The 21,784-nt window shown below is 69.1% G+C and carries 21 protein-coding genes; 10 read left to right on the top strand and 11 right to left on the bottom strand.

Features of this window, described 5'->3' with window-relative positions; translation table 11 throughout:
• The first annotated feature begins 33 nt into the window (after window positions 1-33).
• From AADV74_RS08070 to AADV74_RS08060, 3 genes are read left to right on the top strand one after another with little or no spacing between them, the layout of a single operon-like run.
• Window positions 34-1,422, top strand: a complete 1,389-nt coding sequence (locus AADV74_RS08070) for a hemolysin family protein (protein WP_342113117.1) — start codon at window positions 34-36, stop codon at window positions 1,420-1,422.
• Window positions 1,419-2,468 (top strand): hemolysin family protein, encoded by a 1,050-nt coding sequence (locus AADV74_RS08065; RefSeq protein ID WP_342112936.1) that lies wholly within the window; start codon window positions 1,419-1,421, stop codon window positions 2,466-2,468. The genes AADV74_RS08070 and AADV74_RS08065 overlap by 4 nt, the downstream gene beginning before the upstream one ends.
• 48 nt (window positions 2,469-2,516) lie before the next feature.
• On the top strand, window positions 2,517-2,894 hold the full coding sequence (locus tag AADV74_RS08060; protein ID WP_342112935.1) for a VOC family protein: 378 nt from the start codon (window positions 2,517-2,519) through the stop codon (window positions 2,892-2,894).
• A gap of 1 nt (window position 2,895) precedes the next feature.
• On the opposite strand, the gene AADV74_RS08055 is transcribed toward AADV74_RS08060, so the two are convergent.
• A complete protein-coding gene (locus tag AADV74_RS08055) occupies window positions 2,896-3,993 on the bottom strand; it encodes an NADH:flavin oxidoreductase/NADH oxidase (protein ID WP_342112934.1) in 1,098 nt (365 codons plus the stop codon).
• 59 nt (window positions 3,994-4,052) lie between these two features.
• Window positions 4,053-4,697, bottom strand: coding sequence for an HAD family hydrolase (locus tag AADV74_RS08050; RefSeq protein WP_342112933.1), 645 nt, complete (start codon window positions 4,695-4,697; stop codon window positions 4,053-4,055).
• Between the two features lie 23 nt (window positions 4,698-4,720).
• Between AADV74_RS08050 and AADV74_RS08045 the strand changes: the two genes are divergently transcribed.
• The 4 genes from AADV74_RS08045 (at window position 4,721) to AADV74_RS08030 (ending at window position 8,567) form a co-directional block, all read left to right on the top strand.
• The gene (locus AADV74_RS08045; protein WP_342112932.1) at window positions 4,721-5,569 is read left to right on the top strand and encodes an ADP-dependent NAD(P)H-hydrate dehydratase; all 849 of its coding nucleotides are present in this window, start codon (window positions 4,721-4,723) and stop codon (window positions 5,567-5,569) included.
• 157 nt (window positions 5,570-5,726) lie between these two features.
• Entirely contained in the window at window positions 5,727-6,215 is a 489-nt protein-coding gene (locus AADV74_RS08040) for a hypothetical protein (protein WP_342112931.1), read from the top strand.
• Complete coding sequence (locus AADV74_RS08035) at window positions 6,205-7,071, top strand: FAD:protein FMN transferase (RefSeq protein WP_342112930.1); 867 nt, start codon at window positions 6,205-6,207, stop codon at window positions 7,069-7,071. The genes AADV74_RS08040 and AADV74_RS08035 overlap by 11 nt, the downstream gene beginning before the upstream one ends.
• Entirely contained in the window at window positions 7,068-8,567 is a 1,500-nt protein-coding gene (locus tag AADV74_RS08030; RefSeq protein WP_342112929.1) for a ferredoxin--NADP reductase, read from the top strand. Before AADV74_RS08035 ends, AADV74_RS08030 begins: the two co-directional genes overlap by 4 nt.
• A gap of 14 nt (window positions 8,568-8,581) precedes the next feature.
• On the opposite strand, the gene AADV74_RS08025 is transcribed toward AADV74_RS08030, so the two are convergent.
• From AADV74_RS08025 to AADV74_RS08015, 3 genes are read right to left on the bottom strand one after another with little or no spacing between them, the layout of a single operon-like run.
• Complete coding sequence (locus tag AADV74_RS08025; protein ID WP_342112928.1) at window positions 8,582-9,370, bottom strand: amino acid ABC transporter ATP-binding protein; 789 nt, start codon at window positions 9,368-9,370, stop codon at window positions 8,582-8,584.
• Window positions 9,367-10,230, bottom strand: coding sequence for an amino acid ABC transporter permease (locus AADV74_RS08020; RefSeq protein WP_342112927.1), 864 nt, complete (start codon window positions 10,228-10,230; stop codon window positions 9,367-9,369). The genes AADV74_RS08025 and AADV74_RS08020 overlap by 4 nt, the downstream gene beginning before the upstream one ends.
• A 26-nt stretch (window positions 10,231-10,256) precedes the next feature.
• Window positions 10,257-11,105: an ABC transporter substrate-binding protein gene (locus AADV74_RS08015; protein ID WP_342112926.1), complete on the bottom strand. Its 849-nt coding sequence runs from the start codon at window positions 11,103-11,105 to the stop codon at window positions 10,257-10,259.
• A 153-nt stretch (window positions 11,106-11,258) separates the two neighbouring features.
• Between AADV74_RS08015 and AADV74_RS08010 the strand changes: the two genes are divergently transcribed.
• The 3 genes from AADV74_RS08010 to AADV74_RS08000 all read left to right on the top strand — a co-directional run bounded on the left by AADV74_RS08010 (window position 11,259) and on the right by AADV74_RS08000 (window position 14,472).
• The gene (locus AADV74_RS08010) at window positions 11,259-12,674 is read left to right on the top strand and encodes a glycosyltransferase 87 family protein (RefSeq protein WP_342112925.1); all 1,416 of its coding nucleotides are present in this window, start codon (window positions 11,259-11,261) and stop codon (window positions 12,672-12,674) included.
• Window positions 12,675-12,690: 16 nt separating this feature from the next.
• A complete protein-coding gene (locus AADV74_RS08005; RefSeq protein WP_342112923.1) occupies window positions 12,691-12,999 on the top strand; it encodes a thiamine-binding protein in 309 nt (102 codons plus the stop codon).
• A gap of 192 nt (window positions 13,000-13,191) precedes the next feature.
• Window positions 13,192-14,472, top strand: coding sequence for an MFS transporter (locus tag AADV74_RS08000; protein WP_342112922.1), 1,281 nt, complete (start codon window positions 13,192-13,194; stop codon window positions 14,470-14,472).
• Between the two features lie 167 nt (window positions 14,473-14,639).
• Here the strand turns inward: AADV74_RS08000 and AADV74_RS07995 are convergent, their stop codons facing one another.
• From AADV74_RS07995 to AADV74_RS07970, 6 genes are all read right to left on the bottom strand, one after another.
• Window positions 14,640-15,293, bottom strand: a complete 654-nt coding sequence (locus AADV74_RS07995; protein WP_268765471.1) for a response regulator transcription factor — start codon at window positions 15,291-15,293, stop codon at window positions 14,640-14,642.
• Between the two features lie 47 nt (window positions 15,294-15,340).
• Window positions 15,341-16,588, bottom strand: a complete 1,248-nt coding sequence (locus tag AADV74_RS07990; RefSeq protein WP_342112921.1) for a hypothetical protein — start codon at window positions 16,586-16,588, stop codon at window positions 15,341-15,343.
• A complete protein-coding gene (locus tag AADV74_RS07985) occupies window positions 16,588-17,751 on the bottom strand; it encodes a sensor histidine kinase (protein WP_342112920.1) in 1,164 nt (387 codons plus the stop codon). Before AADV74_RS07985 ends, AADV74_RS07990 begins: the two co-directional genes overlap by 1 nt.
• Before the next feature lie 42 nt (window positions 17,752-17,793).
• Window positions 17,794-19,008, bottom strand: a complete 1,215-nt coding sequence (gene metX, locus AADV74_RS07980) for a homoserine O-acetyltransferase MetX (protein WP_342112919.1) — start codon at window positions 19,006-19,008, stop codon at window positions 17,794-17,796.
• Window positions 19,009-19,163: 155 nt separating this feature from the next.
• The gene (locus AADV74_RS07975) at window positions 19,164-20,498 is read right to left on the bottom strand and encodes a bifunctional o-acetylhomoserine/o-acetylserine sulfhydrylase (RefSeq protein WP_342112918.1); all 1,335 of its coding nucleotides are present in this window, start codon (window positions 20,496-20,498) and stop codon (window positions 19,164-19,166) included.
• Window positions 20,499-20,613: 115 nt separating this feature from the next.
• Window positions 20,614-21,744: an acyltransferase family protein gene (locus AADV74_RS07970; protein WP_342112917.1), complete on the bottom strand. Its 1,131-nt coding sequence runs from the start codon at window positions 21,742-21,744 to the stop codon at window positions 20,614-20,616.
• Between the last annotated feature and the right edge of the window lie 40 nt (window positions 21,745-21,784).

Here is a 21,784-nt window from a genome sequence, read left to right as displayed (position 1 = left end):
ACTGCGGAGGTGTCGCCCGTGTCTGAGTGGATCATGCTCGGCATCGGCCTCATCCTGACCGTGGGCACGGGCTTCTTCGTCGCCAGCGAGTTCGCGCTGGTCAACCTCGATCGAGCCGATCTCGAGGCGCGCCGCGAGCGCGGCGAGACCCGGCTGCAGATGACCATCTCCGCCCTTGCGCAGACGTCGACGCACCTTTCCAGCGCCCAGCTCGGCATCACCATCACGACGCTGCTCACCGGCTACATGTTCGAGCCAGCGATCAGCTCCCTGCTGGCTCCGACGCTCGAGTCGTGGGGGATCCCGGATGCCGTCGCCGTCGTCGCGTCGACCATCGTCGCCGTGACCCTCGCCACCCTGCTGTCGATGATCCTCGGCGAGCTGATCCCCAAGAACCTGGCCCTGGCGCTGCCGCTCAAGACGGCGAAGTTCGTCATCCCGTTCCAGACGGCGTTCACCTGGGTGTTCAAGCCGGCGATCATCGTGCTGAACGGAAGCGCCAACGGCATCCTCCGCATGGTCGGAGTCGAGCCCAAGGAGGAGCTGTCCGGCGCCCGCACGGCCGAGGAGCTCTCGAGCCTGGTGCGCCGCTCGGCGAGCGCCGGCGTGCTCGAGCGCGACACGGCCAGCCTGCTCAACCGCACGCTGCTGTTCGCCGACCACACGGCATCCGACGTCATGACTCCCCGTCCGCGACTGGTCAGCATCCAGCGCGCAGAATCGGCCCATGCCGTGCTGGAGCTCGCCTCTCAGACCGGTCACTCCCGGTTCCCCGTGATCGATGAGGACGTCGACGACGTCGTCGGATTCGTGCACGTCAAGCAGGCGATGGCCGTGCCCCGGGCCCGCCGCGCCGACGTTCCGGTGTCGGCCCTGCAATCGGAGGCGCTGCGCGTTCCCGAGACGATGCGCCTCGACGTGCTCCTCGCGGAGCTGCGCGGCCGCGGCTACCAGATGGCCGTCGTCGTCGACGAGTACGGCGGAACCGCCGGCGTCGCGACGCTGGAGGACCTGGTGGAGGAGCTCATCGGCGAGGTCGCCGACGAGCACGACAGGTCACGCGCCGGCATCGTGCGCCGCGGTCGTGCCATCAGCTTCCCGGGCATGCTGCGCCCCGACGAGCTGCGCGAGAGCACCGACCTGATCGTTCCCGAGGACGGCACCTACGAGACTGTCGCCGGGTACGTGATGAGCGAGCTCGGCCGACTTCCCGTGGTCGGAGACACCGTGCTCATCGAGAGCGGCGAGCTGACCGTCGAGCGACTCGACGGCCGTCGCATCGACAGGCTGCGCTTCACTCCAGACGAATCCGAGGTGGCCCCCGTGGCCGATGTCGATGGCGTCAAGCCCGCCAAGCCGGCCAAGCCGGCCGTGGTCGATGTCCCGGCGCGAGCCGCCGACAGGAAGGGGGCGCGCTCATGAACGACTGGGCGGGAATCCTCTGGCTGGCCGTGCTGCTGGTCGTCAACGCCTTCTTCGTCGGATCGGAGTTCGCGGTCATCTCCGCACGCCGCTCCCAGATCGAGCCCCTGGCCGAGAAGGGCAGCCGCCGCGCGAAGACGGCGCTCTGGGCGATGGAGCACGCGACGCTCATGCTGGCGGCCTGCCAGCTCGGCATCACAGTGTGCTCGCTCGTGATCCTCAACGTCTCCGAGCCCGCCATCCACCACCTGCTGGAGGGCCCACTGGGTCTCACCGGCTGGTCGGAGGAGGTCATCGGCACCGTCGCCTTCATCATCGCGCTGATCATCGTGACCTACCTGCACGTGGTGCTCGGGGAGATGGTTCCGAAGAACCTCTCGTTCACGGCCCCCGACAAGGCCGTGCTGCTTCTGGCGACCCCGCTGGTGTTCATCGCCCGCATCTTCCGTCATGTGATCGGCGCGCTGAACGCCGTCGCGAACGGATCGCTGCGCCTCCTCGGCGTCGAGCCCAAGTCGGAGGCGAACAGCACCTTCACCCTCGACGAGGTGGCCACGATCGTGAGCCAGTCCAAACGCGAGGGAGTCCTCAAGGACTCGAACGGCGCCCTGAACGCAGCCTTCGAGTTCACGACGAAGAAGGTCCGGGATGTCGCGGTGCCGCTGGACGAGGTGGTCAGCCTCCTCGAGACCCTCACGCCGACAGCGCTCGAGCGCGCCGTCGCCAAGCACGGGTTCTCCCGCTACCTGGTGATCGACGAGGACGGGACGCCGGCCGGTTACCTGCACCTCAAGGACGTCATCGACCTCGACCTGACGGGCGATGACCAGCCCGAGCGCCCGGTTCCGCCGAAGCGCATCCGTCAGCTGGCCTCGATGTACGAGGGGACAGACCTCGAGGACGCCCTGGCGTCGATGCGCCGCACCGGCGCGCACCTGGCTCAGGCCTTCGACGCCGAGGGGCGCACGACGGGCGTCCTGTTCCTCGAGGACATCATCGAGGAGCTCGTCGGCGAGGTGCAGGACGCCACCCGGAGGAGCCGCTGAACGCCGGCGGGCGTACCATGGGGGCGGGGCTCAACAGAAGGAATGCTCATGTTGAATGCGAAATCCGCTGCCGCCGTCCTCCCCGCAACAGACCTCGATCGCGCGCGGCAGTACTACGAAGACAAGCTCGGCTGGAAGCCTGACGGCCAGGATGCCGGTGGGCTCATGTACACCGTCGGCGGCACGTCCGTCTATCTGTACGAGACGACGTTCGCCGGAACGGCTCAGAACACCGCGCTGATGGTGGAGGTGGCCGATCTGGAGTCGTCCGTCGCCGAGCTGCGCGCAGCCGGCGTCGCGTTCGCCGACTACGACCTGCCCGGCCTCAGGACCGTGGACGGCATCGCCGACCTCGACGGCGAGAAGGCGGCCTGGTTCACCGACAGCGAAGGCAACATCATCGCGCTCGGTCAGCGCAGCGGCTGACTCACCACGACCCACCGCTCACTGCGGGCTTCGCGCGCACGTACTGCGGCGGCCAGTAGTCGAGTTCGACGCCGAGTTCCTCTGCGGCCCGCAGGGCGAAGTGCGGGTCGCGCATCATCGCGCGACCGAGCAGCACGGCATCCGCCTGTCCTGATGACACGATCTCCTCTGCCTGCTGCGGCGTGGTGATGAGGCCGACGGCTGCGACCGGAACAGCGGCCGTCGTCTTGACGTACTCCGCGAACGGCACCTGATAGCCAGGACCGAGGGGGATACGCACCTTGGCGATGTTTCCGCCGCTGGAGATGTCGAACAGGTCGGCACCGGCCTGCTGTGCCCATCCGGCAACGACGGCGGTCTGCTCCTCGTCCCAGCCGCCCTCGGCGTAGTCGCTGGCCGAGAAGCGCACGAGCACGGGGTAGTCGTCACCGACCGCATCGCGCACAGCCGCGATGATCTCGAGGAGCAGGCGGGCGCGGTTCTCGAGCGAGCCGCCGTACTCGTCGGTGCGCAGGTTGCTGAGCGGGGAGAGGAACTGGTGCACGAGGTATCCGTGCGCCGCGTGGATCTCGACGAGGTCGAATCCTGCTCGCTTCGAGCGGGCGGCCGCCTCGGCGAAGGCATGCACGATGACGGCGATGTCGGGGCGTTCGAGGCCCTCGGGCGCCGCGTACTCGCCGAAGGCGACGTCGGACGCCGAGACCGTCTGCCAGCCGCCGTCGGCCGGAGCCATGCTGCCGTGCTGCTCGTGGCCCCACTCCGGCCAGACAGACGCCTTGCGGCCGGCGTGGGCGAGTTGGATGCCGGCTGCAGCACCCTGCGTGTGGATGAAGGCCACTATGCGCGCCCAGGCCGCGGCCTGCTGGCCGTTCCAGATGCCGGTGTCCTCGTCGGAGATGCGGCCGTCGGGAACCACGGCCGAGGCCTCGGCGATGACCAGGCCGGCCCCGCCCATGGCCATGGCTCCAAGGTGCGCGAGGTGCCAGTCGTGGGGCACGCCGTCCTTCTTCGTCACCGCGTACTGGCAGAGCGGCGGGACCCAGATGCGGTTGCGGATCGTGAGCGATCGCACGGTGATGGGCTGGAACAGTGCTGACAAGGGAACTCCGGGAGTCGAGGCGAGCTGTCGGACGGGATCGAGCTGGGGAACGGATGCGGTCAGGCCGCGAGCTCCTCCAGGAAGCTGCGCAGGCCGTCGGCCGAGGTGAACACGTGGCCGGTGATGCCGAGGGCCTCGGCGCCGGCGATGTTCTCCGCCTTGTTGTCGATGAACACCATCTCGGCTGGAGTGATTCCGAGGGCGTCGAGGGTGTGACGGTAGATCGCGGCATCCGGTTTCACGACCAGGATCTCCGCGCTCACGACGACAGTCTCGAAGAGGGGACCGAGGGAGCCGTTGCGGAAGTAGCTGGAGAAGTCGCGCCCGGCGTTGGAGAGCAGCGCGAGCCTGGTTCCGCCGGCGGCGAGGTCCTCGAGCACGGCGGCGGTTCCGGGGTTGACGCTCAGCCAGCCCACGAAGTCGATCGCCCAGATGGAGTGCAGCTCTGCGGGCGACCATGCGGCCCCTGTGGCGGCGGCGATGCCGGCCCAGTAGTCGGCGATCGACAGCGTGCCCTGGTCGAGAGCCCGGCGGCCGGCCTCGTACGCCTCCCAGAACGCCTCGGCGTTCGCCGGATCGATGCCGGCCACCTCCAGCAGTTCGCGGCGGTTCTCAGGCGTGGGGGAGAAGGAGATCACCTCGCCGTAGTCGAAGACGACGACGCGGCCGGGCAGGTGGATGGGGTTCGAGGCTGTTCCATTCATCTCCTGCAACCTATCGTGAGAGCATGACCGGTTCCGCAGAACGCCTCATCTGGACGGCGGATGACGCCCGGGAGTGGGTCGCCGTGCCCAGTGCCGACGACGACAAGTACTCCCGTGGCGTGCTCGGCGTGATCACGGGTTCCCACGACTATCCCGGCGCCGCAGTGCTCGGCGTGGAGGCCGCCGCGCGCACGGGTGTCGGGATGGTGCGATACACGGGCCCGAGAGCCGTCAGCGGCATGGTGCTGGCCCGGCGTCCCGAGATCGTGACCCAGTCCGGACGCGTGCAGGCGTGGCTCATCGGGTCGGGCATGAACGCCGGCCGGCGTACCTTCGTACTCGGCGGGGAGATCCAGCAGGCCCTCGCCCAGAGACTGCCGACGGTGCTCGACGCCGGAGCGCTCGACCTGGCGCCCGACGCCACGGGTCCGACGGTCATCACCCCGCACGCCCGCGAGCTCGCCGAACTGCTCTCTCCCCGGAGCGCCGAGGCGACGCTCGATGCCATCCGGGCGGATGCCGCGGCCTGGGCGGCCAGGGCGGCAGACGAGTTCGCGGTGACGGTGCTGCTCAAGGGGTCGACCACCCATGTTGCAGCCCCGGGATCGCCGAGCTATGCCGTGACCGATGCGCCGGGCTGGCTGGCCACGGCCGGAACCGGCGACGTGCTGGCCGGCATCCTCGGCGCCCTGCTCGCCACGAACTCCGGGCCCATAGCCCGCGACCCGGCGCTCGCCCTGCCGGCTCTCGCCGCGACGGCGTCGTTCCTGCATGCGCGCGCGGCCGAGCTGGCTTCTCGAGGCGGGCCGATCACGGCGCTCGATGTCGCCGAGCACGTTCCGGCCGCCATCGCGGCGCTGCTGCGCGACTGACGTCGCACGCATCCGCAGCTCCTCGAGAGCGCTCAGTCGACTCGTCGATGAGTCACAGCTGACCCATAGGGAACATGCATAACGTCGAAGACAACCGGGACCGACGGCGTGATCCCGAGCATGTCGCTCCTGACGGGGTGAGGAGAAGGTGAGAACCATGAACACACGCATCGGCAGAACAGCGATCGCGATCGCATCCGGAGCCGTCGTGATCGGCTCGCTCGCAGGCTGCGCCACCGACCAGTCGGCCGAGGCCGACACGGCCCCGTCTACCGAGGCCGGCGACACGACGACCACCACGCCATCCACCGGAACCGATGCGAGCGGCACCGACTCGTCAGCGGCATCGAGCACCTACACCGACGGCGACTACACGGCGACGGGGGAGTACTCGACTCCAGGCGGGCGAGAGGATGTCACCGTGACCATCACGCTCGCCGACGACGTCGTGACGGCGGTCGACGTGACGGGCTCGGCCACCAGCGGCAACTCGAAGCAGTACCAGAGCGCCTTCATCTCGGGCATCTCGGCCGAGGTCGTGGGCAAGGACATCGACAGCCTCGACGTGTCGAAGGTGGCGGGTTCCTCTCTCACCAGCGGTGGCTTCAACGCCGCCTTGGACACGATCCGCAGCGATGCCAGCTGAGTCGGCCACGCTCGCCTTCGAGGCGATCGGAACGGGCTGGCAGGTCGACTCGCGCGCCCCGATCCCTGCGGAGACAGTACGGCGGATGAACGCCGTCATCGAGGACTTCGACCGCACCTGGTCACGCTTCCGCCCCGACTCGCTCGTGGCCGAGATCGCGCTCCGGTCGGGCGAGTGGATATTCCCCGACGAGGCCCGGGCGCTCGTCGAGCTCTACTCCGCCATGCACACGGCCACGGAGGGCGCCATGTCGCCTCTCGTCGGCGCCTCGCTCAGCCACCTCGGATACGGGGCCGGCTACTCACTCGTTCCCGGAACCGGCACCCTCGCGAGTCCCGACTGGGACAGGATGGACTGGGACGGCACGCGCCTGCGCACCGAGCAGCCCGTCGAGCTCGACATCGGAGCCGCAGGCAAGGGCCTGCTCGTCGACATGATCCTCGAACTGCTGGAGCACGACGGGGTCGAGCAGATCGTGGTCGATGCCAGCGGAGACCTGCGGCACTCCGGCGGCGAGTCCGTGCGCGTGGCTCTCGAGCATCCGTACGACACCACGAAGGCGATCGGCATCGCGACCCTGGCCGATGGAGCACTCTGCGCCTCGGCGAGCAATCGCCGCGCCTGGGGATCCGGCCTCCACCACGTGCTCGACGCACGCACCGGGGAGCCGGTCGACGAGGTCGTCGCGACGTGGGTGACGGCCGAGACGGCCATGGTCGCCGACGCCGTCGCGACGGCGTTGTTCTTCACCACGGCCGATGAGCTGGCCCCCTACGTCGAGTTCGAGCATGTGCGCATGCTCACCGACGGGCGGGCTGAGATGTCGGCCGGATTCCCCGGGGAGTTGTTCCGATGAGACGTCTGCTCGATTCCTCGCTCGGCCGTGTGTCGGGCTATCGCCTGATGACCCTGAGCCTCGGCGCGATCGCTGTGGTGGCCTTCATCCTCTCGGCCACAGGCCTGTTGTTCTACACGCCGACGCAGTTGGCGCTCAGCCTCGTCGTCGCTGTCGGCTCCGTCGCGGCTTCGGGCTGGATCGCCGGCCGTGTCGTGCGCTCGCCGGCCCACCTCGAGTCCTCCGTCATCACCGGGCTGCTCCTGTTCTTCCTGTTCTGGCCGTCTGAGGAGCCGGCTCAGCTCGGCGTGCTCGCCCTCACCGGCGTGCTGGCGAGCGCGTCGAAGTACGTTCTCGCCGTGCGGGGCAGGCACATCTTCAACCCGGCTGCGGTCGCCGCCGTGATCATCGCGTTCACGCAGCTCGGCTCCTCGGTGTGGTGGGTGGCCAACTCGTACCTCCTGCCCATCGTGCTCATCGCCGGCTTCCTGGTGCTGTGGCGCACGCGTCGCTTCGCCGTCGCCGGGGTCTTCGTGGCCGTGGCCGGTGTGCTCTGCACCGGTCGCCTGATGCTCGAGGGAACGGATGCCGGCTCCGCCGCGTGGACAGTGCTCGCCTCGTTCCCCGTGGTCTTCCTGGCCGCGTTCATGCTGAGCGAGCCGCTCACCCTGCCGCCGCGGCGCTGGCAGCAGCTGCTGGTCGCCGGCGTGGTCGGCGTGCTGTTCTCGATCCCGCTCGCCGTCGGGCCGTTCGCCATGACGCCGGAGCTCGCCCTCGTCGTCGGCAACGCCATAGCCTTCGGGTTCGGCCAGCGCCGGGCCGTGAGGCTGCGACTCGTCGAGGCGCGGCATCCGACGCCCACGATCGTCGAGTACGTCTTCTCGCCGGTGCGACCCGTGGCCTTCCAGGCCGGGCAGTCACTCGAGCTCGCCGTTCCGCACCGCCGTGCGGACTCCCGCGGAACCCGTCGTGTCTTCAGCATCTCCTCTCCGCCGGACGACGCAGAACGCATCACCATCGCCATGCGGATGCCGGAGAAGCCGTCGACGTTCAAGCGTGCACTCGGCTCCCTCGCCCCCGGCTCGATCGTGCGGGCGACCTCCGTCGGCGGCGATTTCCTGCTGCCTCAGGACGACTCGGAGCCGGTGCTGCTCATCGCCGGCGGAATCGGCATCACGCCGTTCGCCAGCCAGCTCGCCTCGGACAGCGCGGCGGGCCGCCGTCGCGACGTCGTACTCGTGTATGCGGCGGGGTCGAGCGAGATCGCCTACCGGGAGGTCATCGCCGAGTCCGCGGCCGAGGTCGTCGTGGTGGGAGTTGCGGGGGCTGAGCTGCCGGCCGGCTGGAGCTCCCATTCCGGACGCGTCGACCACGCCATGCTCGACGCAACCGTGCCCGACTGGCGTACCCGGCGCACCTTCGTGTCGGGCTCGCCGCGCATGGTCGACAGCGTGCGTTCGGCCCTCGCCCGCCGGGGTGGTCGGTCGGTGACGACCGACGCCTTCAGCGGGTACTGAGAGCGGAGGCCTCGCTAAGCCGTGAAGCGCGCCAGGAACTCGCGCGTGCGCGGGTTCTGCGAGTGCTCGAACAGCTGAGCCGGCGGGCCGGCCTCGGCCACGACGCCCTTGTCGAGGAACACGACCCTGTGGGCGACGTCGCGGGCGAAGGCCATCTCGTGCGTCGCCATCAGGATGGTGGTGCCGCCGCGGCCCAGCTCGCGCACGAGGTCGAGCACCTCGCCCACGAGCTCGGGGTCGAGCGCGCTGGTGATCTCGTCGAGCAGCAGGAGTTCGGGATCCGTCGCGATCGCGCGCACGATGGCCGCGCGCTGCTGCTGGCCGCCGGAGAGCCTGTCGGGGAAGTCGTGGGCCTTGTCGGCGAGCCCGATGGAACCGAGCAGCTCGAGACCGCGTCGCTCGGCTTCGGCCCGGGAGACTCCGTGAACCGCCCGGCTCGCCAGGGTGACGTTGTCGATCACGCTGAGATGCGGGAACAGGTTGAAGTGCTGGAACACCACGCCGATGCGGGAACGGATGCGGTCGGCCTTGGCGCGCGGGTCGCTGATGTCATCGTCGCCCAGGAAGATCTGGCCGTCGTCGATCTGCTCGAGCAGGTTGGCCGTGCGCAGCAGGGTCGACTTGCCCGATCCGCTGGCACCGATGAGCGCGACGATCTCGTGCCTGTGCACGGTGAGGTCGATTCCGCGGAGCACCTCGGTGCCCTCGAAGGACTTCCGGATGCCGACGAGTCTGAGCACCGGCGCGGCATCGGGCATGGCGGCGGCCGAGCCGGGTCCGGAGCCTGGTTCGATGAGACTCATACGATGCTCCCCATCTGCTCGCGCCGCCGCACGCGCGCCGTGTACCAGTCGGTGAAGCGGATCATCGGCAGCGCCAACAGGAAGAAGAGCAGGCCGGCCACGACGTAGGGCGTGAAGTTGAAGTACGCCGCAGTCTCGATCTGGGCGGCGCGCACGGCATCCACAGCTCCGAGCACCGAGATGAGTCCGACGTCCTTCTGCAGGGCGACGAAGTCGTTCATGAGGGCGGGCGTGACCTTGCGCACGGCCTGAGGCAGGATGACGCGGCGCATGCTCTGGCTGTAGCTGAGGCCGAGGGAACGCGCAGCGAGACGCTGAGACGGGTGCACGGCCTCGATGCCGGCGCGGAACACCTCGGAGACGTAGGCGGAGTAGACGGTGACCAGGGCGATGGTTCCCCAGAACTCGGCTGGCATACGGGGGAAGACGCCGAGGCCCGGGATGCCGTATCCGATCACGTACAGCACGATGAGGAGCGGCATCCCGCGGAACAGGTCGGTGTAGCCGGCCGCGAGGGCACGCAGCGGGAACCAGATCGGGCCGCGGAGGGTGCGCACAGTGGCGATCACCGGGCTGACGATGCCGACGCCGATGACCGAGTAGATGAGCACGCGCACGTTGAGCCAGAAGCCCTCGATGACGCGCGGGAAGGCGGCCACGGCGACGTCCCAGTTGAAGAACGTCTGCTGAACCCGGCTCCAGCCGGGGGTGTTGATCACGAAGATCCACGCCGCGACAGCGAACACGACGGTGCTCACGATGGCGATCAGCGTGGACCTCGTCGTCTGCTGACGACGGAATGCCCGGCGGTCGAGCTCGATCGAACTCGGCGGCCGGGCATCGATCCCGGTGGTGCTCATGCGCTACAGAGTACTGGTGCGCCCGGCTACTTCAGCACCGGGGCGGTGTCCTCGGAGCCGAGCCACTTCGTGGCCAGTTCGTCGAGCGTGCCGTCCTCGCGCAGGGCGTCGACGGCCTCGGAGACGCTCGCCGTGAGCGCGCTGTCCTTGGCGAGCACCAGGCCGAACTGATCGCCCGTCGTGCCCTCTGCCTGAGGGAGCTGGCCGATGATCTTGCCGCCGTCGAGCTCGGCGCCGGTCAGGTAGAAGGCCGTCGGCAGGTCGACGACGATGGCGTCCACGGTGCCGTTCTGCAGAGCCAGCTTCGCGTCGTCGTTGGAGTTGAAGACCTGCGCCTGCGAGTCGGGGTCGATGACCTCCTCCAGTGCGGTGAGGCTGGTGGTTCCGGTCTGGGCGCCGATGGAGAACTTCTTGAGGTCGGCGATCGACGTGGCGCCGGCGGCGGGGGAGGACGCGATGGTGATCACGGTCTGCGTGGTCTCGAAGTAGGGCGAGGAGAAGTCGACGGCCTGCTTGCGCTCATCCGTGATGGAGAACTGCTGCAGGTTGAAGTCGAAGTCCTTCGGACCGGGCGCGATGGCCTCGTCGAAGGTGGAGCGCACCCAGACGACGTCGGAGTCGGCGAAGCCGAGCTGGCCGGCGACGGCGTAGGCGACGGCCGACTCGAAGCCCTCGCCCGACTCCGGCTTGTCGTCGATGACCCACGGGTAGTACGCGGGCTCTGCCGTTCCGATGGTGAGCTTGCCGTCGGTGACGTAGCCGCTCTCGGACGCCGAGTCCGAGGAGGCACCGGCGCATCCGCTCAACGCGGCGATGCCCGCCGTGACGACGACGGCGAGCGCGAGGGCACGGGTGCGGGTGATGCGTAGGGGCATGGCTGTCTCCTGGCGAAATCGAGGGGGGAGTCTCAAGCTTGCCGCATCCGTCGGAGCCCGATGACGAATCGCGTCGTCCTGTGACACAAGTGATATCGAAGGGCGCCGAGAGCGTGCATCGGGCGGTCGGATGCTGCGGATAGCATGAGCGCCATGCCCGGCATTCCCGCATCCGTCGCTCCGCCGGCTCCCCGTACCACTCTGCGCCGGGTGCTCGGCAACCGCCTGGCGTTGTGGGCGGCATTCGTGCTCGTGCACGCCGAACTGGTGTGGCTCGCCCTCACCGGGCCGGGCCTGCCGCTCGGCGACGTGACCCTCGTGTACACGACCTGGATGCAGACGGTCGACCTCAGCGGCTACGTCGTCGGCATCGACGGGCCGTTCGTCTACCCGATCCTGGCGATCCTGCCGATGGGGCTGGCCGCGGTGTTCGGCTTCGACCTCTACGTGTACACCTGGCTCGGACTGGTCGTGCTGCTGAACGCCGCCGGCTTCGCTGTGCTCATCGGGCTGCGCCGCGGCGCTGTCACCCGGTTCGTGCCGGCGTGGTGGTGGCTCGCGTTCCTGGTGCTGCTCGGTCCGATCGCCGTCGGGCGCATCGATGCCGTCACTGTGCCGATCGCCCTCATCGCCGTATTGCTCGTCGCCGGGCGGCCGCGCCTCGCGTCAGTTCTGCTGGCGATCGCCACCTGGATCAAGATCTGGCCGGCCGCCATCATCGCGGCGCTCCTCATCGCCTCACGCGCGAGGGTGCGCATCCTCGTGGCCGCAGCCGGCACGAGCGTGCTGATCGTGGTGATCTGCCTCGTGCTCGGCAGCGGGTGGAATGTGTTCAGCTTCATCACCGAGCAGACGGGACGCGGGCTGCAGATCGAGTCGCCTGTGAGCACGATCTGGCTGTGGAAGGCGGCGGCCGGCAGTTCGACCTCGTGGGTGTACTACGACCAGGACATCCTCACGTACCAGGTCACGGGGCAGGGAACCGAGTTCGCGAGCGCCGTGATGACGCCGCTGCTCGTGCTCGTCGTCGGCGTGATCGTGGCCATCGGGATCAGGGCGCAACTGCAGCGGGCGCCGTTCGTCGCGCTGTTCCTACCGCTGGCCCTCGCCCTCGTGACGGCCTTCATCGTGGTGAACAAGGTGGGGTCGCCGCAGTTCATCTGCTGGCTGGCCGTCCCCATCGTGATCGGCCTCGTCTACAGGGGGCGGCGCTACGTGGTCCCGGCCGTCATGGCGCTCGTGCTGGCCGGGCTCACTCAGCTCATCTATCCGTTCTTCTACGACTGGCTGCTGGTCGCGCACCCGCTGGCCGTCGCTCTGCTGACGCTGCGCAACCTGCTGGAGGTCGCGCTGCTCGTGTGGGCCGTCGTCATGGTGTGGCGGAGCGGATCGCACGCCGAGCTCGCTCTCGACGACGGGGGCGCATTCGAGGCCGAGGGGGAGCCGGACGCGGAGGGGGAGCCCGAGACGGATGGGTCGCCCGGCCGCGGCCTCGATGCCGCATCAGGAGCGGCATCCGCTGCCGAGGTCTGGAAGAGTGGAAGCCGGTCGCCAGACGCGGCCGACTGAGGCTCGGGAGGCCACCATGCTCGTCGCATTCTCCGTCGCTCCATCGGGAACAGGCCGCTCCGACGGCTCTGTGCATGACGCCGTCGCAGCCGCCGTGCGCATCGTGCGCGAGTCCGGGCTGCCCAACCAGACCGACTCGATGTTCACGACCATCGAAGGGGACTGGGACGAGGTGTTCGCCGTGATCAAGGACGCGACGGATGCCGTGGCCGAGTACGGATCGCGGGTCTCGCTGGTGCTGAAGGCAGACATCCGCCCCGGATTCTCGGGCGAGCTCACCGCGAAGGTGGAGCGCCTCGAGGCCGCGATGGAGAACGACGGCTAGGCCGTCCGTCCGTCGGTTCGTCATCGCTCGTCCTCGCCCGCACCGGTCGGCGAGTCGCCCGAGTTCGTCGCATCCGCCATCGACTGGCCGTCCGGTGGCGACGAAAGCGGGCGATTCGCGGGAGTTGCCGCGGGAGATCGCGGGACGAGGCCGCGAGTCGAATCGATTCGATTCCCACGCTACAGTTGATGGGTGACCCTCGATGCTGCCGGGCCGACGACTCTGTCGCCGGCCCGTACCCGTTTGGCCCTGCTCGCTCTCGCGCTGGGCGGCTTCGGCATCGGCTCGACCGAGTTCGTGGCCATGGGTCTGCTCCCCAACCTCGCGAGCGACCTGCTTCCCGGCCTGTACGGCTCGGACCCGGCCGCCGCGAACTCACAGGCCGGCCTCCTCATCTCGGCCTACGCCCTCGGCGTCGTCGTCGGCGCCCCCACCATCGCCGCGGCAGCAGCGCGCTGGCCGCGCAAGCAGCTCCTGCTCGCACTCCTCACGGCCTTCACCCTCGGCACCATCGCTTCGGCCGTGTTGCCGTCGTTCCAACTCGTGCTGCTCGCCCGCTTCGTGGCCGCCCTTCCGCACGGCGCCTACTTCGGTATCGCCTCGCTGGTGGCAGCGAGCCTCATGGGGCCGGGTAAACGCGGACGCGGCGTGGCGTTCGTGCTGAGCGGCCTCACCATCGCGAACGTCGTCGGCGTTCCGACCATCACCTGGATCGGCCAGCTCTACGGATGGCGCACCGCCTACCTCGTGGTCGCCGGCATCTTCGCCGTCACCTTCGTGGCGGTAGCGCTCGCCGTGCCGTGGCAGGCAGGCGACCCGAAGGCCACGATGAAGAACGAGCTCAAGGCCTTCACGCGCCTCCAGGTGTGGTTCGCCCTCGCCATCGGGGCCATCGGCTTCGGCGGCCTGTTCGCGGTCTACAGCTACGTCGCCCCCATGGCGACGGAGGTGACGGGGCTGCCGGCATCCGCTGTACCGCTGGTGCTGGTCGTGTTCGGCATCGGAATGACCATCGGCAACATCGTGGGCGGGCGCCTCGCCGACCACAGCGTTCGGCGCTCGATGTACTTGTTCTTCGGCATCCTCATCGTCGCGCTGGTCGTCATGGGCTTCACGGTGTCGAGCGTCGCCGGGCTCTTCGTCGGCGTGTTCTTCGTCGGTGGCACCTCCGCCGCGCTGTCGCCGATCATCCAGACCCGCCTCATGGACGTGGCACGCGACAGCCAGTCGATCGCGGCAGCCCTCAACCACTCGGCTCTCAACATCGGCAACGCCCTGGGAGCACTTCTGGGCGGCATCGCCATCGGCGCGGGCCTCGGGTACGTCGCACCCATCTGGATCGGCCTCGGGCTCAGCGTCGCCGGGCTCCTCCTGGCCGTCGCGACCTTCACCATCGACCGAGCCCGCCGCACTCGCGGCGTCGAGGTGCCGTACGGCACGGCGTCGCTCAGCGCGATCGGCGAGGCCGCATAGCTGCAGCGTCGCCCCGCCGCATCCGCGGACGGGCCGCATCCGCTCGCCCCCGCTGCATCCGCTCGCCCCGAGGACAGGCCGGAACGACGAAAGCGGGCCCGCTGGGCCTGCTCTCGTGAATCCGTGCGATCGGGCCTGTTCCCGGTGAGGGAAGCGGCCCGCCGAGATCAGTCGGTCTGCAGCAGGATGCCGTCGTGGATGGCGCGCTTGCGCAGGGCGACCTTGGTGCCCACGTCGTAGCCGGCCTGGCGGTACTTCTCGCGGATGCGCTTGAGGTAGCTCTTGGCAGTCTCCTCGGAGATGCCGAGCTGGTACGCGACGGCCTTGACGGGCTCGCCCGCACCGTAGAGGGCCATGACGCGGCGCTCCTGCGCCGACAGGCGGGGGGCGTCGCCGGCGGAGACGGAGTTGATGGCGAGGTCGAGCTCCTCGGAGATGTAGGACTCGCCGACGTAGGCGGCGCGGATGGCCTCGGCGATCATGTTCGCCTCCTCGCTCTTGACGAGGTAGCCGAGTGCGCCGGAATCGAGGGCCTGGCGCACGACGGCCGGCTCCGAGTAGGTGCTCATCAGGACAGTGCGCACGCCCGTGGTCTTCAGGGTCGCGAGCTTGAGCGAGATCGGGATGTTGTCCTTGAGGTCGAGGTCGAGGAGCACGACATCGACGGGGAATGCTGAGTGGGTGAGGAGCTCGGGCCACGTGGTCACGGCGGCGACCATGTCGATGTCATCAGCAGCGTTGCGGATCCACTCGGTGAGTGCTCCGAGCAGCATGCGGTGATCGTCGACGAGTGCTACCCGGATCGGTCCTGTACTACCCACTGTGTCCTCCTCATGTTCGCCAGCCGCGCGGCGAATCCGTCACTACCTTACGTGTCCGACGCGCCGTCGATGGTGCAGTCGATCTCGACACGCAGACTCCCGTCGCGAACGGAGTCTATGTGCGGGCCGACGATGCCCATGGCCTCCCACGCTGCGGCATCCACTCGTCGACGCAGCACGCCCGTGGTCTCGAGCACGAGAGGGAAGCGAACGGTGCGGTAGGCACCCTGTCTGGGCGGATGCGTCGGGCCGAAGATGAGGTGCACGGTGGCGCCCCACCTGTCTGTATCGCTGACGAGCAGCCAGAGCACGAGCAGCAGGGCGTCGCGCTGGGGCGGGGTGAGCACGCCGGCCAGGCTCGACGGGTCGTCGATCGTGACCGCCGGTGCCAGGAACTCGCTCTCGGAGACGGCGTGACGCAGCCACGTCTCCTTGCGGCCCTCGATGAGGTGCAGGCGCAGTTCGGTCGCGAGCGACGCCGCGCGAGTGGACGCCTCGAGGGGCAGGGGCAGGGGCAGCCGCCCGCCGGCGACGTCGTCGAAGAGCTCCTCCGCATCGTCGTCGAGGCGGGTGAGTTCCTCCGAGGCGAGCATGCCGACGGTGAGCTGGGGGGCCTGCACGGTGCTCTGCACGAGCACCAGGTCGAGTTCGAGCTGCACCATGCGGCGGTAGGAGCGCACGACGGCGACCCCCAGCAGAGCCGGCCCGACGCCGATGGCGATCATCATGAGCTCGGGGGCGAGGGTGAGCACGTCGGGGCGGTCCTCGGCGGCCGCGGCCAGCAGCAGGAAGATGCCGATCGCGACGTCGGCGATGAGGATCTGAACCGTCTCGCGCAGCGTCACGATCGCCAGCAGCAGGGCCGGCACGGCGAGGGCCGCCGTGGGGACGATGGAGCCGGACTCGGACCCCCACACGCCGTAGAGGTCGAGCCCGATGACGGCGACGCCGCCGATCAGGTCGGCCGCGAAGAGCCAGTGCGGCATCTGCCGTGACAGGCCGTGCACGATGGCGGTGGTCGACGCCACGATGACGAGCAGGAGACCCCACGCGACCACGGAGTAACTCGGATGCTCCATCCGGCCGATCTGCGTCAGGAAGAGTCCGAGCAGGAACAGGGCGATGAGGGCGGCCCCGAGGCTGGTGCCGACGGTGAGGTGACGACCCCCAAGAGCGTGCTGGTTCGCGCGCGTGGTGCTGACCGTGCGCTCCGGACGCCTGAACGCACGGTTGCGGCGCGGAAGGTTCTCGCGTCCGACGACGACGCCGAGGGTGTTCTCTTCGACGCTGGACATCACTTCGGAACCTCCAGGACGACAGTCGTTCCCGACCCGGGCGAGGAGAACAGGCGGGCGTTCCCGCCGACGTCCTGCAGGCGGGCCACCACGGACTCCGCGAAGCCGAGGCGTTCCGCCGCCACCTGGTCGAGGGCGAATCCGACACCGGCATCCGTCACCATCGCGCGCACCGTGGTCTCGTCGTCGGTGATGGTGACATCGGCCTCGGTGACCTCGGCATGCCTGCGCACGTTCTCGAGGCACTCGCCCAGAGCACCCAGGAAGGAGTCGAGCACGTTGCTCGGGAGGAGCACCTGGCCGTGGCCGTGCCAGTTGACCTCGAGTCCCATGCGGCTGAAGCGCTGCTTGACCGACTCGAGCGTCGTACCCAGCGCCGTCTCGGCCACGGGTTCGAGCGTGTAGACGCCCGAGGTGCGCGGCATCGGCTTGCCGCCCAGCCTCAGCTGCCTGAGCAGCCTGGCGTCGTCGGCTGCCTGCAGGCGCAGCGCGTTCTCGCTGACGCCGACCCCGGAGTGGGCGAGCAGGGTGAGGGTCGCGAGCACGGTGTCGTGCAGCAGCCTGGCGTCCTGGCGGCGCTGGGCCTCCCGCTCGCTGGCCTGGCGCTCGCTGCGGTGGGCGCGGCCGACACTCGCGATGCGGTGCATGACGCGCGGCACGCTGAGTCCGAGCCACCAGCCGAGCAGCGTGGAGCTCATCCAGCCTGCCACGACGAAGATCTCGACGTAGGGGAGGGTGAGGCCGAGCCCGACCGTGGACATGGCGGCGAGGCCGATGGTGATGAGGAACGATACGACGAGCACGACGACGCGGCGCGCGCTCACGGGCAGCACGATCGCGCCCGATGCGATGACGCCGCCCCCGATGATGGCGACGGCCGTGAGCGAGGCCGCGTTCGCGCCGAGGCTGCTCGAGTTCACGGCGTAGATGGCGCCGAGGCCGGCGACGAGCACCAGCCAGAACCAGCGCAGTCGCCCGGACACGCCGAGCAGGTAGTGCCCGACGGTGATGACGCCGAGCAGCGACAGGGCGATGCCGAGGGCGACAGTGTCCGCCGCTCCGGGGATGCACAGGGTGAGGATCGCGACCGCTGTGCAGATGAGCCCGCTGAGCCGGGCCGTCCTGCGGAGCAGTCGATCCCGTTCCTTCAGGATGCGCTGCATGACACCTGCCTGGCTGTGGGGGATGGGTGGAACATCCACACCCTACCGTCGGGCGGCAGCCGCATCCAGAAGGCGCAGGAGGTGTCGCCCGACGGCATCCTCCTCGATGAGGAACCCGTCGTGTCCGAAGGGCGAATCGATGACCACGGGATGCTCGCCGTCGAGGGTGTTCGGCACAGCGCGGGCGATGGCCTCCTGGCCGGCGAGGGGGAACAGCCTGTCGCTCGAAATGCCGAGTACGAGGGTGAGCGCCGTGATGCCGGACAGGGCGGATGCCGCCCCTCCACGGCCGCGGCCGACGTCGTGCGAGTTCATGGCGTCGACGAGCGTGATGTAGCTGTTGGCGTCGAAGCGGCGCACGAAGCGGTTGCCGTGGAAGTCGAGGTAGCTCTCGACGGCGAAGCGGCCGCCGTCGCCGAGAGGCGAGATGCCGCTCTGCCAGCTGCGGGCGAAGCGGTCGTTGAGCTCTGATGAGCTGCGGTAGTTGAGCATGGCGAGCCGGCGCGCCAACGCCAGGCCCGTCGCCGGGCCCTCGTCGCCGTCGTAGTAGTCGCCGCCGCGGAAGTTCTGGTCCATGCGCACGGCCTCGAGCTGCAGCGAGTTGGCGGCGATCTGGTCTGCCGTGAGCGCCGGCGGCACGGCGAGAACGGCGAGGCGCTCGACCCGCTCCGGATGGGTGATGGCCCATTCGAGGGCGTGCATGCCGCCCATCGATCCGCCGACGACGGCGCCCCATCGCTCGATGCCCAGGGCGTCGGCGAGGGCGACCTGCGCTGCGACCTGGTCGCGGATGGTGAGGTACGGGAAGCGCGAGCCCCACTCGGTGCCGTCTGGCGCAAGGGATGCCGGCCCCGTCGACCCCTGGCAGCCTCCGAGCAGGTTGGGGGCGACGACGAACCAGCGGTCGGTGTCGATGGGCTTGCCGGGGCCGACGACCCCGTTCCACCAGCCGCTGGTGACGTGGCCGGCCGACGCCGATCCGAAGACGTGGCTGTCGCCGGTCAGTGCATGCAGTACCAGCACGGCGTTGTCGCGCGCGGGCGAGAGCGTGCCCCAGGTCTCGTAGGCGAGCCTGGCGAAGGGCAGTGAGCCGCCGCGCTCGAGCTCGAGGCTTCCGACGGGGACGAATCGGCGGTTCCCGAGATGGTCGCTCTCATGCCAGGCCCCGGTCACCGGGGGTTTCCCGGCGAGCGCGCGAGCCTGAGCCTCGGTGATGAGGCTCGCGGTCTCGAAGTCCGCCGGGGTCTGCCAGTCCATGCTCTCCAGTCTGCCCCGTGTGCGTAGGGTCGCCGGGTTTGTTACGGGCACTGAAAAGCGAGGAGCTTCTCGCCTGAACGGGCCGTCCTGAGCGTTCAGGGGCGGGTTCGGCGAGAAACTCCTCGCTTCCAGTAGTGGCGGCGTGCGGATGCGGCCTAGCGGTCGGCCGCGATCGACGCGACTGTCACGTTACGAGCCGCGGCGAGGCCGGTCTCGAGGTCGGCGATCAGGTCGGCCACGTTCTCGATGCCCACCGAGAGGCGCACCAGGCCCGGCGTGACGCCGGTGGTGAGCTGCTGCTCGGGGGTGAGCTGCGAGTGCGTCGTCGACGCGGGGTGGATGACCAGGGAGCGCACGTCGCCGATGTTGGCGAGGTGGCTGAACAGCTCGAGGTTGTCGACGAGGGCACGGCCGGCGTCGACGCCGCCCTTGAGCTCGAACGACAGCACCGCGCCGACGCCCTTGGGGGCGTACTTGTTGGCTGCCGCGTACCACGGGCTCGACGGCAGGCCCGAGTAGTTGACCGAGGCGATATCGGGGTGGTTGTCGAGCCACTCCGCGATCTCCTGGGCGTTCTGCACGTGGCGCTCGATGCGGAGCGACAGCGTCTCGATGCCCTGGATCAGCTGCCACGCGCTCGCCGGGGCGATGGCGGAGCCGAGGTCGCGCAACAGCTGCACGCGCGCCTTGATGATGTAGGCCAGACCGTCGCCGACCGCGGCCGTGTAGCTGGCGCCGTGGTACGACGGGTCGGGCTCGGTGAGGCCGGGGAACTTCTCGACGTTCTTCGACCACTCGAAGGTTCCGCCGTCGACGATGATGCCGCCGATGACGGTGCCGTGGCCGCCGAGGAACTTCGTGGCGGAGTGCACGATGATGTCCGCGCCGTGCTCGAACGGACGGATGAGGTACGGCGTCGCGATGGTGTTGTCGACGATGAGCGGGATGCCGGCCTCGTGGGCGATGTCGGAGACCAGCGAGATGTCGAGGATGTTGATCTTCGGGTTTCCGATGGTCTCGGCGAAGAACAGCTTGGTGTTCGGGCGAACCGCGCGGCGCCATTCCTCGGCATCGTCCTGGTTCTCGACGAAGGTCGTCTCGATGCCGAGACGGGCCAGCGTGTACTTGAACAGGTTGTAGGTGCCGCCGTAGATCGAGCTCGACGACACGATGTGGTCGCCGGCCTGCGCGATGTTCAGCACGGCGAAGGTCTCCGCCGCCTGGCCCGATGCCACGAGGAGGGCTCCGGTGCCCCCTTCGAGCGCGGCGAGGCGCTCCTCGACGACGGCCTGCGTCGGGTTCTGGATGCGGGTGTAGATGTTGCCGAACTCGGCCAGGGCGAAGAGGTTCTTCGCGTGCTCGGCGTTGTTGAAGACGTAGGAGGTGGTCTGGTAGATCGGGGTGGCGCGCGCGTTGGTGACGGGGTCTGGCGCTGCTCCAGAGTGCACCTGCTGCGTCTCGAATGCCCAGGCGGCCTTGTCGTTGCTCATCGGGTTTCTCCTTCGAGGCCGGTGGTCCATCCACCGCTCGTGGCGAGCCTAGGAGCGGCACCCACCAGCGGCAACGGCACCTGACACACGCGGTAACCGGATTGGCGGCATCCGTTCAGGAAGCAGGAGGGCCGGGCGGGGCGACCGGCGGGGGCAGGTGCAGGGTCTCCTTCGGCCCCGACGCCGGAGGAGTCTCCCGCCTGAACAGCCACGTGACCCGCGGCTCCACCAGCGGCCTGAACGCGCGCCTGATGAACCGTTGCGAGAGCAGCAGGGCTATCGCCAGGCACAGGACGATCATGCCGGGCAGCACCCACCACGGCTGGGGACCCTCGAGCACGCCGGTCTCGCGCAACGGGAAGAGGAGGAACGAGTGCAGCAGGTAGATGTACATGGTCGCCCCGCCGAGGGCGGTGAACCAGGTGGGCTTCCGCGGCAGCAGCATGAGGAACGCCATGGCCAGCACCATCGCGAAGACCATGAGGCCGAGACGGATGCCGCCGGCCCACCATTCCGGATAGCCGATGGTCGGATACGGCTCGTCGTAGAGCAGGAAGCGGCGCACCTTCAGGTCGCGGAGCGGCTCGATGAACACCACGATCGTCACGGCGAGACCGAGGAACAGGGCGAGGGCGCCGGCGCGCCAACGCCAGATGACCCGGGGCGGGAGGGAGAGCCAGCGACCGGTGATCTGGCGCTGGCGCAGGGCCCAGCCGAAGACGAAGAACGGCAGCAGCCCGATGGTGCGCGACAGGGCGAGCGTCGCGTCGATGGCGGCGAAGTAGCCGGCGAACACCGAGATGGCCATGGTGATGATGAGCGGGTAGCGGAGGACCGCGAGGTAGGGGAGCAGCACGCGCCAGAGGGCGAGGGCGATGAGGAACCAGAGGGTCCAGCTGGCTGTGGCGTAGTCGAGCACGAACTCGCCGCCGAGCATCCAGCGGATCGTCGTCCAGATGGTCTCGAAGATGATGTACGGAACCACGATGTCGGTGAGCAGGCGCTTGATCTGCCTGGTGCCCGGCGATGTCCCCTTGGCCATGTAGCCGCTCACGGCCACGAACACCGGCACGTGGAAGGAGTAGATGAAGAGGTAGACCGCGTAAGCGGCATCCGAATCGGCGATCAGGGGCAGGATGCCGTGACCGATGACGACCAACGCGATGGCGAGCCAGCGGGCGTTGTCCCACAGTGGAACACGGTGCGGAGCACGCGCCTTCCGGTTCGGGGGAGCAGTCACGGTCATCCGTTCATTCTTGCAGCGTGGGATGCCGCGCAGGGGGCGT

Source organism: Leifsonia stereocauli (assembly GCF_038432415.1).
In the GTDB taxonomy this organism is placed as follows: domain Bacteria; phylum Actinomycetota; class Actinomycetes; order Actinomycetales; family Microbacteriaceae; genus Orlajensenia; species Orlajensenia stereocauli.
The sequence above is the reverse complement of the archived record's forward strand: the minus strand, read 5'-3'. Positions and strand labels throughout refer to the sequence as shown.

Excerpts from the sequence above, each read along its gene's own strand:
- AADV74_RS08005 (WP_342112923.1), top strand. The coding sequence starts at position 12,691 with ATGCTCGTCGCATTCTCCGTCGCTCCATCGGGAACAGGCCGCTCCGAC.
- AADV74_RS08060 (WP_342112935.1), top strand. The coding sequence starts at position 2,517 with ATGTTGAATGCGAAATCCGCTGCCGCCGTCCTCCCCGCAACAGACCTC.
- AADV74_RS08010 (WP_342112925.1), top strand. The coding sequence starts at position 11,259 with ATGCCCGGCATTCCCGCATCCGTCGCTCCGCCGGCTCCCCGTACCACT.
- AADV74_RS07970 (WP_342112917.1), bottom strand. The coding sequence starts at position 21,744 with ATGACCGTGACTGCTCCCCCGAACCGGAAGGCGCGTGCTCCGCACCGT.
- AADV74_RS08030 (WP_342112929.1), top strand. The coding sequence starts at position 7,068 with ATGAGACGTCTGCTCGATTCCTCGCTCGGCCGTGTGTCGGGCTATCGC.
- AADV74_RS08015 (WP_342112926.1), bottom strand. The coding sequence starts at position 11,105 with ATGCCCCTACGCATCACCCGCACCCGTGCCCTCGCGCTCGCCGTCGTC.
- metX (WP_342112919.1), bottom strand. The coding sequence starts at position 19,008 with ATGGACTGGCAGACCCCGGCGGACTTCGAGACCGCGAGCCTCATCACC.
- AADV74_RS07975 (WP_342112918.1), bottom strand. The coding sequence starts at position 20,498 with ATGAGCAACGACAAGGCCGCCTGGGCATTCGAGACGCAGCAGGTGCAC.
- AADV74_RS08025 (WP_342112928.1), bottom strand. The coding sequence starts at position 9,370 with ATGAGTCTCATCGAACCAGGCTCCGGACCCGGCTCGGCCGCCGCCATG.
- AADV74_RS08045 (WP_342112932.1), top strand. The coding sequence starts at position 4,721 with ATGACCGGTTCCGCAGAACGCCTCATCTGGACGGCGGATGACGCCCGG.
- AADV74_RS07990 (WP_342112921.1), bottom strand. The coding sequence starts at position 16,588 with ATGTCCAGCGTCGAAGAGAACACCCTCGGCGTCGTCGTCGGACGCGAG.
- AADV74_RS08040 (WP_342112931.1), top strand. The coding sequence starts at position 5,727 with ATGAACACACGCATCGGCAGAACAGCGATCGCGATCGCATCCGGAGCC.
- AADV74_RS08050 (WP_342112933.1), bottom strand. The coding sequence starts at position 4,697 with ATGAATGGAACAGCCTCGAACCCCATCCACCTGCCCGGCCGCGTCGTC.
- AADV74_RS08020 (WP_342112927.1), bottom strand. The coding sequence starts at position 10,230 with ATGAGCACCACCGGGATCGATGCCCGGCCGCCGAGTTCGATCGAGCTC.
- AADV74_RS07985 (WP_342112920.1), bottom strand. The coding sequence starts at position 17,751 with ATGCAGCGCATCCTGAAGGAACGGGATCGACTGCTCCGCAGGACGGCC.
- AADV74_RS08035 (WP_342112930.1), top strand. The coding sequence starts at position 6,205 with ATGCCAGCTGAGTCGGCCACGCTCGCCTTCGAGGCGATCGGAACGGGC.
- AADV74_RS08065 (WP_342112936.1), top strand. The coding sequence starts at position 1,419 with ATGAACGACTGGGCGGGAATCCTCTGGCTGGCCGTGCTGCTGGTCGTC.
- AADV74_RS08070 (WP_342113117.1), top strand. The coding sequence starts at position 34 with ATGCTCGGCATCGGCCTCATCCTGACCGTGGGCACGGGCTTCTTCGTC.